The organism is Hydrosulfovibrio ferrireducens (genome assembly GCF_046883345.1).
In the GTDB taxonomy this organism is placed as follows: Bacteria; Desulfobacterota; Desulfobulbia; order Desulfobulbales; family Desulfurivibrionaceae; genus Thiovibrio; species Thiovibrio ferrireducens.
This window is the reverse complement of sequence record NZ_JALKCW010000010.1, coordinates 89,608-104,510: the sequence shown is the minus strand read 5'-3', so window position 1 is coordinate 104,510 and position 14,903 is coordinate 89,608. Positions and strand designations below refer to the sequence as shown.

The 14,903-nt window shown below is 59.5% G+C and carries 13 protein-coding genes; 10 read left to right on the top strand and 3 right to left on the bottom strand.

Translation table 11 applies throughout. The features are described from left to right. Positions 1 to 15 precede the first annotated feature (15 nt). From MWR57_RS03985 to MWR57_RS03975, 3 genes are all read right to left on the bottom strand, one after another. On the bottom strand, positions 16 to 1,896 hold the full coding sequence (locus MWR57_RS03985) for a hybrid sensor histidine kinase/response regulator (protein ID WP_423123489.1): 1,881 nt from the start codon (positions 1,894 to 1,896) through the stop codon (positions 16 to 18). A 156-nt stretch (positions 1,897 to 2,052) separates the two neighbouring features. Next, positions 2,053 to 2,661, bottom strand: coding sequence for a DUF116 domain-containing protein (locus MWR57_RS03980; protein WP_423123488.1), 609 nt, complete (start codon positions 2,659 to 2,661; stop codon positions 2,053 to 2,055). A gap of 116 nt (positions 2,662 to 2,777) precedes the next feature. Beyond that, positions 2,778 to 3,173, bottom strand: a complete 396-nt coding sequence (locus MWR57_RS03975; RefSeq protein ID WP_423123487.1) for a flagellar export chaperone FliS — start codon at positions 3,171 to 3,173, stop codon at positions 2,778 to 2,780. 231 nt (positions 3,174 to 3,404) lie between these two features. Between MWR57_RS03975 and corA the strand changes: the two genes are divergently transcribed. From corA to phoU, 10 genes are all read left to right on the top strand, one after another. Beyond that, entirely contained in the window at positions 3,405 to 4,487 is a 1,083-nt protein-coding gene (gene corA, locus MWR57_RS03970; protein WP_423123486.1) for a magnesium/cobalt transporter CorA, read from the top strand. Between the two features lie 214 nt (positions 4,488 to 4,701). Then, positions 4,702 to 6,135 carry a TolC family protein gene (locus MWR57_RS03965; protein WP_423123485.1) on the top strand — a complete coding sequence of 478 codons (1,434 nt, stop codon included), beginning with the start codon at positions 4,702 to 4,704 and terminating at the stop codon, positions 6,133 to 6,135. Positions 6,136 to 6,159: 24 nt separating this feature from the next. Further along, positions 6,160 to 7,191 carry an efflux RND transporter periplasmic adaptor subunit gene (locus MWR57_RS03960; RefSeq protein WP_423123484.1) on the top strand — a complete coding sequence of 344 codons (1,032 nt, stop codon included), beginning with the start codon at positions 6,160 to 6,162 and terminating at the stop codon, positions 7,189 to 7,191. Beyond that, on the top strand, positions 7,191 to 10,475 hold the full coding sequence (locus tag MWR57_RS03955; protein WP_423123483.1) for an efflux RND transporter permease subunit: 3,285 nt from the start codon (positions 7,191 to 7,193) through the stop codon (positions 10,473 to 10,475). The genes MWR57_RS03960 and MWR57_RS03955 overlap by 1 nt, the downstream gene beginning before the upstream one ends. A 241-nt stretch (positions 10,476 to 10,716) precedes the next feature. Continuing rightward, the gene (locus MWR57_RS03950) at positions 10,717 to 11,577 is read left to right on the top strand and encodes a PstS family phosphate ABC transporter substrate-binding protein (protein ID WP_423123482.1); all 861 of its coding nucleotides are present in this window, start codon (positions 10,717 to 10,719) and stop codon (positions 11,575 to 11,577) included. Beyond that, positions 11,561 to 12,448, top strand: a complete 888-nt coding sequence (pstC, locus tag MWR57_RS03945) for a phosphate ABC transporter permease subunit PstC (protein ID WP_423123481.1) — start codon at positions 11,561 to 11,563, stop codon at positions 12,446 to 12,448. The genes MWR57_RS03950 and pstC overlap by 17 nt, the downstream gene beginning before the upstream one ends. Beyond that, positions 12,445 to 12,579 (top strand): hypothetical protein, encoded by a 135-nt coding sequence (locus MWR57_RS03940; RefSeq protein WP_423123480.1) that lies wholly within the window; start codon positions 12,445 to 12,447, stop codon positions 12,577 to 12,579. The genes pstC and MWR57_RS03940 overlap by 4 nt, the downstream gene beginning before the upstream one ends. Next, positions 12,576 to 13,430, top strand: coding sequence for a phosphate ABC transporter permease PstA (gene pstA, locus MWR57_RS03935; protein WP_423123479.1), 855 nt, complete (start codon positions 12,576 to 12,578; stop codon positions 13,428 to 13,430). The genes MWR57_RS03940 and pstA overlap by 4 nt, the downstream gene beginning before the upstream one ends. A 38-nt stretch (positions 13,431 to 13,468) precedes the next feature. Continuing rightward, the gene (gene pstB, locus MWR57_RS03930) at positions 13,469 to 14,218 is read left to right on the top strand and encodes a phosphate ABC transporter ATP-binding protein PstB (RefSeq protein WP_423123620.1); all 750 of its coding nucleotides are present in this window, start codon (positions 13,469 to 13,471) and stop codon (positions 14,216 to 14,218) included. A 15-nt stretch (positions 14,219 to 14,233) separates the two neighbouring features. Further along, positions 14,234 to 14,902: a phosphate signaling complex protein PhoU gene (gene phoU, locus MWR57_RS03925; protein ID WP_423123478.1), complete on the top strand. Its 669-nt coding sequence runs from the start codon at positions 14,234 to 14,236 to the stop codon at positions 14,900 to 14,902. Position 14,903 lies beyond the last annotated feature (1 nt).

Below are 14,903 nucleotides of genomic sequence, written 5' to 3'. Positions count from 1 at the left end.
AGGCCATATTCAGGCTTACGCCAGCATCTTGCGGATCTTGACGGCGAGCTCGCCCGGAGAAAGCGGCTTGCTGATGAAATTGGCATGCGTCCGGAAGACCCCATATTCTTCGAGCATGGAATCGGTATAGCCCGACATGAACAACACCCTGGTCCGGGGGTCAGCCGCCTGGGCCCGGGCGGCCAACGTGTGGCCGGGCATCCCCGGCATGACCACATCGGTCAACAGGAGGTCGATCTTGTGCCCCCCCTCTTCCACAAGGAGCAAGGCTTCCGACGAAGACCCGGCCGTAAGCACGGGGTAGCCCATGGTCCCGAGGGAATGGCTGATAACCGCCAAGATCTCCGGTTCATCGTCAACCACGAGGATGGTCTCACTTCCCTGCAACACCTCCAAGGCCTGGCCGGTCACCACCGACTCCAGCGGCGCCTCCACCCTGGGGAAATACAGACGGAAGGTGGTTCCCTCGCCAGGCTCACTCTCAACCACAATATAGCCGCTATGCTGCTTGACAATGCCGTAGGCGGTGGCCAAGCCAAGGCCGGTTCCCTTGCCTTGGGGCTTGGTGGTGAAAAACGGCTCGAAGATATGCTCCTGCACCTCCTTGCTCATGCCTTCCCCTGTATCGCTCACCACAAGAACCACATACCGTCCCGGCTCGATATTGTCGAAATTGGAGACTTCGTTTTGCTCCAAAACCTCCTCAAGGCAGGAAATGGCCAAGCCCCCCCCCTCCGGCATGGCGTCGCGCGCGTTGATGGCCAGATTGAGCAGCACCTGCTCGATCTGGTGCTGATCGGCAAGAATCCGCCCCTGTCCGCCGGAGGCAACCTCCACCGTAAAATCGATGCCCGGATGGATGAGACGCCGGATCATGGTGCTCAACCCGGAGACAAGATTACACAAGTCGATAACCCGCACATCCGCAACCTGATGCCGGCTGAAGGTAAGCAACTGGCGGGTCAGGGCCGCGCCTCGGACGCCGGCCTCGCGGATGGCGCGCAGGGCGTTCGCCAGGGGGTCGCTGTCCGGCAGACGCCTCAGATACAATTCGCTGTAGCTTAAAATCGTGGTGAGCAGGTTGTTGAAATCGTGGGCCACGCCGCTGGTCAACCGCCCGACAGCCTCCAGTTTTTGGGATTGCAGCAATTGGGCCTGCAGTCTTTTTTCCTCGCTGACGTTGCGGAAAATGCAGCGGGTCACCTGGGGCTTGCCGTTTTCGTACCTGCAGTTGGCCGCGCCCTGGATCATGATCTTTTCGCCGTTCTTCGCGACAAAGGATGTGTCTATCCTGTCAACCCGTCCCTCCTCCAGGACCCGCTGAAAGGTTTCCATGCAGTGATCCGAGCAGTCCGGATCGATGAGATCAAAGATGGTGAGCTTCCCGACCTCTTCCTCGGAATAGCCAAAGGTGTCCCGCCAGGCCGGATTGACCTGGAGAAAGGAGCCGTCCGGCCGGACGAACTGGATGAGGTCGCTGGCGCTTTCAAAAAGATCGCGGTATTGCTCCCCGCTTTCCAAAAGGGCTGCTTCCATGCGCTTGCGCTCGGTGATATCCCGGACAAAGGCACAGATATAGTCTGCCGCGCCGAGGGTAACGCAGACCGCATCAACTTCCTTCTGGACGACCTGCCCGCTTTTTGTTCGATGGGTGGTTTCAAGACGCAGGGTGCCCTGTCTTTTCCACTCGGGCCAAAGATGTTTGGCCCTGGGGCCGATTTCCGGATCAATATCGGCAAGGTTCAAGGCAAGAAGCTCTGCCTCGGAATAGCCGAGATTTCTGACCGCTGCCTGATTCACATAGGCAAATCCCCCTTCAGGGGTGATCAGATAAAACTCCACGCTTGCGGTATCGACAACCCGCTTGAATACTGTGTTCAATTCCTGATTATTCACGCTGCATCCGACGTTTCTACTCCATGGAATAATAGTGCGGCCGCAAGCCGCTTTTTTTTCAAATATACTTCGCCCCCTGCCGTTTGACGAGAATTTGGGGCGCGAAAGGTATTTTTTGTATTCTCACCGGATTCCGGACAAGACGGCACAAGCATTTCAAACATGCGCCCGAATCAGCGTTTCAAGCTCCTGCCAATCAATGGAGCTCTGCCTGCAGTTGCAATCCTTGAGCAGACACACCTGGGGAATCACCTTGAGCCCATGGCCGCCCAGCGACCCCTCGGGAGAGACATTGGCGGAGCGCAGATATTTCTCCCGCAGGTCACGGGTGCAGAGGCAACCCAGCACCGCGTTCGGCCGGCGCTGTTCGATCCGGCGCACCAGGAAATCCCGGCTGCGCAGCACCCCGTCCTTTTTGTGCAGCCGGCCGCTCACCACCACGGAAACATCCTGATACCCCAATGCCAAGGCCATCTCCCGCATCTCCCGCAAGCGGCAGGGAATACGGCATTCAGGAGGGCACAACAAGCCCTTTTCCTGATCGATGACCGTGGCGCACCCTTCGGCCCGCAGGCAGTAGGGCAAAAACAGCATCCTCTCGGCATAGGGCGTTTGGGCAAATCTGCGCCGGTAAAATTGGTTTCCGGCCGCCACGACTTTCCGGACGTAGGCATCCTTGTCCATCTTCGGGAAAAACCGGGCAAGGGGGTGGTAGAAAAAAACCAGAATGGGAAGGATCAGCCAGGGGGGAAGGGATAGTGTCATGATCTCTATGGTTGTATCGTTTTTTCGGCAGCCCTTGCAGATGCAGGACAACGGGAACTTGCAACGGTCTTGTTATTTCCAGTCTACCACACCATCCCGTATCCGGCAGGCAGTTTTCATGGGTATTTCCCGCCTGGCCCTGTTTTTTTGCCGCCCGGCGCAATCGCCTGCCACGCCTCCAGCAACCCGGTCAGCCATTTTTCGGCCAGCCCCAACGCTTCCGGGGAGTTCCCGCTGTTGGCCAAGCTCAATTGGGCCAGAATCATCTGGTAGCTTTCATGCAGCGGCTGCGCGGCTTCCGGCTCGGCGGCGTCCAGGGTATTGTCCAGATAAAAGAGGATATCCATGGCCTTGCGCAGACTTTCCGCCTTGCAGGCAATCTCCCCGGCGGCAAGACTTTTCCGCGCCCTGGTCAGGTGCAGCAAGCATTTTTCGTACAACGCGACAATGTTGCGCACCGGGCTTGCCGTCTCAACCATGGTTTTCAGATACTGCGGGCCTGGCTGCTTCATTCCCCTCTCTTTTCGTGTTTACTCTTATCCTCGCATATCAGGGCACGATTCCATAGCGCCTTTTCACAAAAAAATCTCCCCTGTTCTTGTAAGATCAGCAAGATATTCACCCCAACGGACAATGGAGTTCACGGAACAGCCATGGATATGATATCCTTATTAAGGCTCCCAACTCTCTTGCCGACCCACCCCGCCGTCGGAAAAAACCACCTCCATTTTGGGGAATTACAGATGCTGAAGCTTGTCAAGACATCCTCCAGGAAAGCCGGGCTCCCCCCGGGAAGCCCCGTGTTCATCGGCGAACGGGTCACGGAAAAATTCGGCCTGGACATGGTCGATTACGATGCCGAGAACCTTTCGCTCAGCACCCCTGTACGGCTCGACGAATTCCGCCTGCTGAAGGAAACCCCCAGCAACACCTGGATCAGGGTCCACGGCCTGCATGACGCCGAGGCGGTGGACAGGTTCTGCCTCGAGTTCGGCCTGCATCCGCTGACCATTGAAGATATCCTCCACACCGGCCAGCGTCCGAAGATCGACCATTACGAGGAGTACCTGTTTTTGGTCATCAACCTGATCAACTATGACGATGCCGCCAGGGAGATGAGCATGGAGCAGATCAGCTTCGTGCTCGGCTCCAACTATCTGCTCACCTTTCACGAAAAAGACGACGACATCTTTGACGACGTGCTGGCCCGCCTGGAAACCAACAAGGGGCGCATCCGGAAATTGGGGACAGACTACCTGTTGTATTCCCTGCTGGACAGGGTGGTGGACAATTTCTTTTCCGTCCTCGAAAAAATCGGCGAGGAGGTCGAAGATCTGGAAGAGGAGTTGATCGCCGCGCCTTCCCCGGAAACCCTCCAGGCCATCCACTCCCTGAAACGGGAGATGATCCTGCTCCGCAAATCGGTCTGGCCGCTTCGCGAGGTGATCCACGGACTCCAACGGGATGAAACCACCTTCATGGGGGAATCGACCAGGGTCTACCTCAAGGACCTCTACGATCATACCATCCAGGTGCTCGACACGGTGGAAACCTTCCGGGATATCATCTCCGGCATGATCGACATCTACCTTTCCTCGGTGAGCAATCGCATGAACGAGATCATCAAGGTCTTGACCATCTTCGCGGTGATCTTCATCCCCCTCACCTTCATCACCAGCCTGTACGGCATGAATTTCAACACCGGCGCGAGCCCGTTCAACATGCCGGAGCTCAACTGGTATTTCGGCTACCCTTTTGCCCTCCTGCTGATGGCGGGCACACTCCTCTCCATGCTGGTCTACTTCAAAAAGAAGCAGTGGTTCTGAACGATCTGTGAAAAGTCCCCTTGCCGTTGGGACTTTCCTCTATGATATACTGTTGTAGAGCGCCATGCGTGACAAAGAATGCACTCTCCGCCGGCCATGAAACCAAAAAAAAGCATGGCAGATAGTTCAGCTTGTAACTATATAATTAAATGCTGAATATACGAAACAGGCTTCCTCCTTTTCCTCCGGTCTGCAAACAAGAGAACACGGAACCATGACCCGGCCACTATCTCCTTGCGAAAACACCAATCGCCGCCTTTTCTCCTGGCGCAGGCTCTGCTCTCTGTGCGTAGCCCTTCTGCTGGCGGTCGTTTTTCCCCCTGTCGCCGGTGCGGCCACCGACGCCCCACCCAGGCCGGAGGTGTGGACAGTTCGCAATGCAGTACTCTTTGCCGTGCGGAACAACCCGGACAGCCGGATGGGAAAAAACCGGATTGAAGCGGCCCAAGCCGCCATGGCCATGGAGAGGTCCTCTTTTTTCCCAAGGCTTGATCTAAACTCCCGATACGAACAAACCGACAACCCCATGTATTCCTTTGGCAACATCCTGAACCAAGGGGCCTTCACCAATGCCATCGACTTCAATAATCCCGGCCGCACCGACACCCTGAACATGGGGGTCAGGCTCGGCTACCGCTTTTTCAACGGCGGCCGCGACCTGGCCGGATTGAAAGCCGCCGAAGCCCAGGCGGTTTCCTCGCGCATGGAACTCGGGGCGGTCCGGGCTCAGCTCGCCTTTGAGGTGGTCCGAACCTTTCAGCTCGTCATCCAGGCCGAAGAGCTGGTCAAGGCGCGGCAGGCATCGGTGGATGCGATCACTGCCTCCCTGGCCGTGGCGCAGGCCCGTTACCGGGAAGGAGTCCTGCTGAAGGCCGATCTCCTCGATCTGGAGGTGCAACAGGCCACGGCGCGGGAAAATTTAAGCCAAGCCCACCACACCCTTGAGATAAGCCGCAGGATCTTCCTCGGCCTGATGGGTCTTGACGACGGCCCGGTGACGCTTGACCCGGCCCAGGGTTGCGTTCAGGAAATACCGCAGTCCGCAAGCCCTGAACACCGTTTTGAGCTGAAAAGCATGGAGGCCCTCATCCTGGCGGCCAAGGCCAAGGTCCGCCAGGCCCAGGGCGGCTATTATCCCTCCGTGGAAGGCTATGCCGGATACGACGCGGACACGGGCTATGTCACCGACGGCTCCGGCGATTCATGGCAGGCCGGGGTCACCTTGCGGTTCAACCTCTCCGAGGGCGGCCGGACCGAAGCCGAGGTTGCCAGGGCCTCCGCCCTGCTGGCCGAAGCGCAGGAACAAAAACGCAAAACCGAACTGGCCATCATCCTTGAGGTGAAGCAGGCGGAGTTGGCCCTGCAGGAGGCCAGAGAACGTTTGCAGATTACGGAAAAAAGCGTGGCCCAGGCCCAGGAAAGCGCACGCATCAACCGGCTCCGCTTCAAGGAGGGCACCCTGCTCTCCGCCGATCTGCTCGGGGTGGAAAACCGCCTGATTGACGCCCAGGTGCGGCGCATCGCGGCGGAAACTTCCCAGCGCATTGCCGTTGCCGGCCTGCGGCGCGCCCTTGGCCTGGACCAGTTCCCTGACCCCCCGGAAATACCGGCCGAACTCCAGCCTGAAAAGGCGACAGCATCCCAATAAGCTCTGCAACAGGAAATCGACATCATGCGGTACAAACATTTTTTCTCAGCGCTTTCCCTGTGCCTGCTCCTCACCGCCGCCGGCTGCAAGGATTCCGGCCACAAGGGAGCCAGCCAGCCTCTTCCCGTTGCGCAAGTGCGAGTGTTCACCGTGGCCGGTCAGACACCCCAGCGGCAAAGCGAGGTGGCCGGCGCCGTGGAATCGCTCCAGCGGGCGACCATCAGCGCCAAGATATCCGGACCCATCGAGGAGATGCCCGTGGAACTGGGATCCGCGGTACAAAAAGGCGCGCTGCTGGCACGGATCAGCGCCGGAGAGATTGCCGCCCGGCTGTCGCAGGCTGAGACGCAATTCGGACAGGCGCAGCGGAATTTCGACCGCGAAAAACGGTTGCTGGCACAAGACGCTTCCACCCGGGAAACAGTAAAATCCCTGGAAGATGCTTACCGGATGGCTGAGGCAGGTCTGCGCGAAGCCAGGGCCCTGCGCGACTACACCCTGATCACCGCCCCCTTTGCCGGGATCATCTCGCAGAAAATGGCCAATGCCGGCGATCTGGCCACCCCGGGGATGCCCCTCCTGGTATTGGAAAACACCGAACACTTGCAGGTGGTTGCCGCGGCGCCGGAGGGGGCGGCCCTGAAAATCAAAAAAGGGGACACGCTTGCCGTCACGGTCCCGGCGGCCGAGTTTTCCCAGACCGGAACCGTCACCGAAATCGGGCCGTCAACAGACACCGCCTCACGGACCGCGCTGGTGAAAATCAGCGTCCACGGCGGTAACTCCTTGCGACCCGGGCAGTACGCACGGGTCACGCTTCCCGGCGAAGGTGACGCCAAGACCTTGCTGGTGCCGGAAACAGCGTTGTTTCGCTTCGGCCAGATGGAGCGGGTATTTGTGCTACACAACAATACCGCCCAGTTGCGCCTGGTGCGCAGCGGGGAACACCGGGAAGGCCAGGTGGAGATCCTCACCGGCCTCAACGGAGGAGAGCAGGTCGTGATCCAGGGCGGAGAACGGCTTATTGACGGACAACCCGTAGCCATCGTGCCGTGATGAACCACTCCCCGGACAATCAACACGGCTTTGCCGGCAGGCTCGCCTCGGTTTTCGTCGAATCCAGGCTGACCATCATCCTGATCATCGCCTCCCTGCTCCTCGGAATCGTGGCCGTTGCCATGCTGCCGCGGGAGGAGGAGCCGCAGATCAAGGTGCCGATGATCGACGTCATGGTCGCCATGCCCGGCGCCACCCCCAAGGAGGTGGAGGAACGCGTCTCCATCCCCATGGAAAAACTCCTCTACGAACTGCCCGGGGTGGAATACATCTATACCACCTCCATGCCGGGCCAGTGTCTGCTCGTCGCCCGTTTCTACGTGGGCGAAAAAATGGAGGACGCCATTGTCCGCCTCAATCAGAAGCTGGCCACCAACTTCGACCGCATCCCCTACGGCGTCGTGCCGCCCATGGTCAAGCCGCATACCATCGACGACGTGCCGGTGCTCGCCCTGACCCTGCACAGCCCGCGCTATGACCACTTCACCCTCCGACGCCTCGCAGCCCAGCTTGACGACGCGGTCAAAAACATCCCCGAGGTGGCCGAGACCAAGCTCATCGGCGGCGCCCGCCGTCAGGTGCGGGTGCTCTTCGATCCCGCCCGTCTTGCCGCCCGCGGGTTGACCGCAACGGAGATCATTCCCACGCTGCAACAGGCCAATCGGCAATCGTACTCCGGCACCCTGCAGTCCCTGAACACGGAAATCCTTCTGCAGACCGGCCGGTTTCTCACCTCGGCCAAGGAAATCGGCCGCATCGTCGTCGGTGTGTACAACAACCGGCCGGTATATCTCGACGAGGTGGCCGGCGTGGTCGATGGCCCGGAAGATCCCACCAACTATGTCCTTTTCGGTTCAGGCAAGGGGCAGCCGGAAGAGGCGGCCGTCACCCTCTCTCTGGCCAAGCGGCCGGGGGCCAATGCCGTGCAGGTGGTGGAAACGGTGCTGACCAAGATCGAGACCCTCAAGGGAACCCTCATCCCCACCGATGTCACGGTGAGCGTGACCAGGAACTACGGCGAAACCGCGGCGGAAAAATCCAATGAGCTTCTGCTGCACATGGGCATCGCCGTCTTCGGGGTGACTTTGCTCATCCTCTTCTTTTTAGGCTGGCGGGAGTCGGTCATCGTCATCCTCGCCATCCCCTCGACCCTGGCGCTGACCCTGTTGCTCTTTTATCTGTACGGCTACACCCTGAACCGCATCACCCTCTTCGCCCTGATCTTTTCCATCGGCATCCTGGTGGACGACGCCATCGTGGTGGTGGAAAACATTGTCCGCCACCTCCGGCTGCCGGGAAACACCCAGAAATCCGTCCTTACCATCGCCATCGAGGCGGTGAACGAGGTGGGCAACCCGACCATCCTCGCCACCTGGGCGGTAATCGCCGCCATTCTGCCCATGGCCTTTGTCGGCGGGCTGATGGGCCCCTACATGCGGCCGATCCCCATCGGCTCCTCCGCGGCGATGATTTTTTCGCTGCTCATCGCCTTCACCGTTACTCCCTGGGCCGCCGTGCGGGTGCTGAGAAAGAACTGTTCCCCCGCGGAATGCCCCATCGACTCCGAAGAGGAGGCGAAGCAGGAAGAAGAGCACGGCCAAGCCCCGGATGACTTCTTTACCCGTCTCTATCACCGGGCCATGGACCCCCTCCTTGCCCACGCCCGCTGGCGGCTAATTTTTTTCCTGTCCATTAGCGGCCTACTCCTCGGCTCCTGCGCCATGGTCTATTTCGGGCTGGTCAAGGTCAAGATGCTCCCCTTTGACAACAAGAGCGAGTTCCAGATTATTTTGGACATGCCCGAGGGCGCCCCCCTGGAAAAAACCACCCAGGTCGCCAGGGAAATGGCCGCGCTCATCGGCCGGGAACCGGAGGTGATCAACTATCAGGTGTATGCCGGCACGGCCTCGCCTTACAATTTCAACGGCCTGGTGCGCCATTACTACCTGCGCAACAACACCAACCTGGCGGATATCCAGATCAATCTGCGGCCCAAGGGCGAGCGCACAGCCCAAAGCCACGAGGTCGCCAAACGCATCCGGCCTCAGGTCGCGGCAATCGCGGCACAATACGGCGCCGCCGTGGCAGTGGCCGAAGTGCCGCCGGGGCCGCCGGTGCTGCAAACCCTGGTCGCCGAGATCTACGGCCGAACCGATGAACAGCGGCTCAAGCTGGCAACCAGGGTCAAGGATCTTCTCGCCGCCACGGAAGGGGTGGTCGATATCGACTGGTACCGGGAAGCGGAACGATTCAAAACCGTGATCGCGGTGGACAAGGAAAAAGGAGCCCTCAACGGTATTTCCGAGGGCGAAATCACCCAGGCCGTCGATCTGGCGGTTAAGGGCTTGGCCGTCAGCCTGTTGCACCTGCCCGAGGACAAGGAGGGGATCAGTATCGTCTTGGAGCTGCCGCGGGGGGAGCGGGCGCGGATTGAGAGCATCCTCAACACCCAGCTCCGCTCCGGCCTCAACCCGACAGGCCCCTTGGTGCCCCTGCGGGAGCTGGTCTCGGTCAGCGAAGCGCCCATTGACCAGCCCATCTACCGCAAGAACCTCAAACCGGTTATCTATGTGACGGCCGATGTGGCCGGGGCGGCGGAAAGCCCGGCCTACGCCATCTTCGCCCTGAACAAAAAACTCGCCGAGCTCGACGGCAGGGAGTATGGAGGCGAACAGAAAGCGATCTCCATCTACAACCTCAAACAACCCTTTTCGGAACTGGAACCGGCAATCAAATGGGACGGAGAGTGGCACATCACCCTGGAGGTCTTCCGGGATCTGGGCTTCGCCTTCTGCGCGGTGATGATCCTCATCTACATGCTCATGGTGGGGTGGTTCAAGGATTACACCGTGCCGCTGGTGGTGATGGCCGCCATCCCCTTTTCGCTGATCGGCATCCTTCCGGCCCACTGGGCTTTCGGCGCCTTTTTCACCGCCACCTCCATGATCGGCTTCATGGCCGGGGCAGGAATCGTGGTGCGCAATTCCATTATTCTCGTTGACTTCATCGAACTGCGGATCAGCCACGGCCTGCCGCTTGGCGAAGCGGTGGTGGAAGCCGGAGCCATCCGCTTTAGGCCCATGCTCCTTACCGCCCTGGCCGTGGTGGTCGGGGCCTCGGTGATCCTGGCCGACCCGATCTTCCAGGGGCTGGCCATCTCGCTGATGTTCGGGGAGATCGCCTCGCTCTTGATCAGCCGCATGGCGGTGCCGGTTCTCTACTTTATGCTGCACACGCGCCGCCGTTCGCGAGCCGCAGACCGCACCGCCAAGGAGGGCGCATAAGCATCCCCCGGACTCGTCCTCCTGGGGCCCGCCTCAGCGCGGTCGAGACAGTCCGGCTCGGCGCGCAAGACAATCTTGAGTATAATTTTTACTGGCAAATAGCTGGAATTTCTGGTATCGGGGCTATGCAGGATGTAATTCGCCCGGCTCCCGTAAAATCACATGGTTACAAACACCGGCCCCACGCATTTTTTCGTTGGGTCCACCCCAACCAGTATGTCTACCGCTTCCGGAGGAAATCATGAAAAAAATTGCCTTGACCCTTGGCCTGCTGCTCGCAGCGGCGATAACCGGTTGCGACTCAGGCCCCTCGCAGCAATCCGCCCCCGTCCAAACCCTTTCCATCAAGGGTTCGGACACCATGGTCCACCTGGTCAGCTCCTGGACGGAAGAATTCATGAAAACCCATGCCGAAGTTGACATCTCCGTAACCGGCGGCGGCTCTGGCACCGGCATCGCCGCCCTGATCAACGGCACCACCGATATCTGCGCGGCTTCCAGGGGAATGAAGGAAAAGGAACAAAAACAAGCCGAACACAACAAGATTTCCCCGGTGGAAATCCCGGTGGCCCGCGACGGCATCGTCCTGATCGTGCATCCTCAAAACCCGGTGAACGGTCTGACCATTGACCAATTGCGGCTTATCTACACGGGCAAGGTAACCAACTGGAAGGAGGTCGGCGGATCCGACACCCCCATTCTCCTGTTGTCCCGCGAGTCCAGCTCCGGCACCTTTGTTTTCTTCCAGGAACATGTCCTGAACAAGGAGGACTTCAGCTCCTCCGCCCGGCTGCTGCCCGGCACCTCGGCGCTGGTGCAGGCCGTGACCGCCGACCGCGGGGCCATCGCCTATGTGGGCCTTGGCTTTGCCGCCGAGGCGAAAAACACCGTGAAAACCCTCGGCGTCCAGGCCGCTGACCAGCACGAGCCGGTGCTTCCCAGTGAGGAGACGGTCAGCTCCGGAACATACGCTGTTTCCCGGCCGCTGTTCTTCTATACCAACGGGACGCCAACGAAAACGGCGCAACAGTTCATCGACTTCTGTCTGAGTCCGGCAGGTCAGCAAATCGTGAGAGAAACGGGATATGTCCCGGTCTCGTAAGCTCTTCATAACCGACAAGGTCATGCGGCTGCTGCTGGTCAGCGCCGCCTCGACCAGCGTCCTTGTCGTCTGCCTGATTTTCCTCTTCCTGTTCAAGGAGGCCGGCCCCTTTGCGCTGAATCCCGGGTTGGGCAAGCTTCTGGACAGCCAATGGATTCCGGTCTCCTTCCAGGAGGAGCATTTCGGCGTCGGCCCCCTGCTTTCCGGCTCGGCCCTGGTAACCGCCCTGGCCATGCTGGTCACGGTGCCCATCTCCGTGCTGGTGGCCATCTACATCGCGGAAATCGCCCGCCCTGCCGAACGGGAGTTTCTCAAGCCGTTCATTGAAATCCTGGCCAGCATCCCTTCGGTGGTTCTGGGCTTTTTCGGCCTGCTGGTGGTGGCCCCCCTCATTAAGACACTCTTCGGCCTCAACACCGGACTCACCGCCCTGACCGGCGCCCTGCTCCTCTCGCTCATGGCCATCCCCACCATCATCTCCCTGTCGGAGGATGCCCTGGTCAGCGTGCCCTACGCCCTGAAAAACGCCTCCCTGGCCCTGGGCGCCAGCCATCTGCAGACCATCTTCCGAGTTACCCTGCCCGCGGCCCTGCCTGGGATCGTGGCCGCGGTGATGCTCGGGATCGGCAGGGTTATCGGGGAAACCATGGCGGTGCTGATGGTCACGGGCAATTCGGCTATTCTCACCGCCTCCCCCCTGGCCTCGGTGCGGACCATGACCGCCACCATCGCCGCGGAGATGGGCGAGGTGCCCTTCGGCAGCGTCCATTATCAAGCGCTTTTCTGGATAGGCATCATCCTGCTGGTCATCACCTTTGCCCTCAACATCGTGGCCCAGCGCGTGCTGAAAAAATACGGCATGATGAAATGAAGACGATCTCGCAAAAGAAGAGCCAAGGCGCGGGTCCATTGAACGCCAGCAAAAAGAAACAAGCCCGCACCGTCGGCGGAGCAACTTTTCGTTGTTTCATCGTGTTCGCGCACTGCGAGGCCGACAAATGATGACGAACAACACCGCCGACAAATTCATTCTCCTCGCCCTGCGGCTCATCACCTACGCCATTGTCCTGGTGATCGGCTATATCCTGTTCGACATCATCCGGCACGGGTCCTCGGCCCTCAACTGGCAGTTTATCAGCAGCTTTCCCCGGAGAAGCGGGGCTGCGGGCGGCATCTTCCCGGCCATTGTCGGCACCTTTTATCTGGTGGTGGGCACCATCGCCGTCTCCCTGCCCTTGGGGATCGGCGGCGCGATCTATCTTGCCGAATATGCCGAGCAGGACCGGTTCAACACCCTGATCCGGTTGGCCATCGTCACCCTGGCCGGGGTGCCGTCCATCGTCTTCGGCCTGTTCGGCCTCGGCATCTTTGTGCTCTTTTGCGGCTTCGGCCCCTCCATCCTGGCGGGCAGCCTGACCCTGGCCTGCATGGTGCTCCCCACCATCATCGTGGCCAGCGAAGAGTCGCTGCGCGCCGTGCCCAAGGGCTTCCGCGACGCGAGTCTGGCGTTGGGCGCCACCAAGTGGGAGATGATCCGCACCAACATCCTGCCCTATTCCATGTCCGGCATGATAACCGGCTCGATCCTGGGCATCGGCCGGGCCACAGGGGAAACCGCCCCCATCCTCCTTACCGTGGCCGCCTTTTATCTCCCCAGGCTGCCCAAATCCGTTTTTGACCAGGTCATGGCCCTGCCCTATCACCTGTACATCCTTGCCACCCAACATCCGGAAGCGGACCGGATCAGGCACATGCAATATGGCACCGCCCTGATTCTCCTCCTGCTGGTTCTGGGCTTAAGCCTCGGCGCGATACTCATTCGAACCCATTTCAGGAAAAAATACCGATGGTAGAACAGTCTATTTACCCAAATTACCCAAAAGATTTGGAGATGGTCATCACCACCAGCCAGGTCAATTTTTTTTATGGACCGACCCAAGCGCTTTTTGACATCTCCCTCCTGATCCCGGCCAAGCACGTCACTGCCCTGATCGGGCCGTCCGGCTGCGGCAAATCCACATTTTTGCGCTGCCTGAACCGGATGAACGACACCATCCCCCACAGCCGGGTTGAGGGGGCAATCTCCATCAACCAAAAAGATATCTATGCGCCGGGCACCGATGTCGTGGAGCTGCGCAAGGAGGTGGGGATGGTGTTCCAAAAATCAAATCCCTTCCCCAAGTCCATCTTCGACAATGTTGCCTACGGCCCCCGGATTCATGGCGAAAAAAACCCCAAACGGTTGGCGGAGATTGTCGAACAGAGCCTGCAGCAGGCAGCCATTTGGGACGAGGTCAAAGACCGGCTGCACGCCAACGCCATGGGACTCTCCGGCGGCCAGCAGCAGCGGCTTTGCATCGCCCGCGCCCTGGCGGTCGGGCCGAAGATCCTGCTCATGGACGAACCAGCCTCGGCCCTGGACCCCAAATCAACCATGCGGATCGAGGATCTGATCGGCGAGTTGCGCACCAACTACACCATCGTCATCGTCACCCACAACATGCAGCAGGCTGCCCGGGTTTCCGATTACACCGCCTTTTTTTACGAAGGGAGCCTGATTGAATGCGATGCAACCCCCAAAATATTCACCAACCCTCGGCAGAAACAGACAGAAGATTACATAACCGGCCGCTTCGGATGAGCGTGGAGTGAAACTATGCCAAAACACATGCAGCACGACATCGACAAACTGAAGGCAAAGATCATCGCCATGGGCGAGGCCGTGGAAGACCGGGTCTACCAGGCCACGCTCTCCGTGATCAACCGCGATGCGGTCAAGGCAAACGCGTTGATCAAGGGGGATCGGGAAATCGATGACATGGAGGTGGAGATCGAGGAGGATTGCCTGAAGATTCTCGCCCTGTATCAGCCGGTGGCCATCGACCTGCGCTTCATCGTGGCAGTACTGAAAATCAACAGCGATCTGGAGCGGATCGGAGATCTGGCGGTGAATATCGCCGAACGGGGGTTATTCCTCGCCGGCCAGGAAAAGTTTGAAATCCCCTTTGACCTGACCGCCATGGTCAGTCTGGCCGAAAAAATGGTCACGGAAAGCATCGACGCCCTGATCAACCATGACGTGCGCTTGGCCCACCATATCCGGGCGACGGACGACACCATGGATGCCATGAACCGGGAGATGTACGCCCAGCTTAAGGAGATGATCATCACCGATACCGAGCAGGTGAATAACCTCATGCATGTCCTCTCCGTGGGGAGGCATCTGGAGCGCATCGCCGACCACGCAACCAACATCGCCGAGGATGTCATCTATCTGGTGGATGCACAGATCATCCGCCACACGCCCGAACTCTACGACGAGTAAA

Bases quoted from the DNA above. Each gene is read 5' to 3' on its own strand.
- MWR57_RS03975 (WP_423123487.1), bottom strand. From the start codon at position 3,173: ATGAAGCAGCCAGGCCCGCAGTATCTGAAAACCATGGTTGAGACGGCA.
- phoU (WP_423123478.1), top strand. From the start codon at position 14,234: ATGCCAAAACACATGCAGCACGACATCGACAAACTGAAGGCAAAGATC.
- MWR57_RS03960 (WP_423123484.1), top strand. From the start codon at position 6,160: ATGCGGTACAAACATTTTTTCTCAGCGCTTTCCCTGTGCCTGCTCCTC.
- MWR57_RS03940 (WP_423123480.1), top strand. From the start codon at position 12,445: ATGAAGACGATCTCGCAAAAGAAGAGCCAAGGCGCGGGTCCATTGAAC.
- pstC (WP_423123481.1), top strand. From the start codon at position 11,561: ATGTCCCGGTCTCGTAAGCTCTTCATAACCGACAAGGTCATGCGGCTG.
- MWR57_RS03955 (WP_423123483.1), top strand. From the start codon at position 7,191: ATGAACCACTCCCCGGACAATCAACACGGCTTTGCCGGCAGGCTCGCC.
- MWR57_RS03980 (WP_423123488.1), bottom strand. From the start codon at position 2,661: ATGACACTATCCCTTCCCCCCTGGCTGATCCTTCCCATTCTGGTTTTT.
- MWR57_RS03950 (WP_423123482.1), top strand. From the start codon at position 10,717: ATGAAAAAAATTGCCTTGACCCTTGGCCTGCTGCTCGCAGCGGCGATA.
- pstB (WP_423123620.1), top strand. From the start codon at position 13,469: ATGGTCATCACCACCAGCCAGGTCAATTTTTTTTATGGACCGACCCAA.
- pstA (WP_423123479.1), top strand. From the start codon at position 12,576: ATGATGACGAACAACACCGCCGACAAATTCATTCTCCTCGCCCTGCGG.
- corA (WP_423123486.1), top strand. From the start codon at position 3,405: ATGCTGAAGCTTGTCAAGACATCCTCCAGGAAAGCCGGGCTCCCCCCG.
- MWR57_RS03965 (WP_423123485.1), top strand. From the start codon at position 4,702: ATGACCCGGCCACTATCTCCTTGCGAAAACACCAATCGCCGCCTTTTC.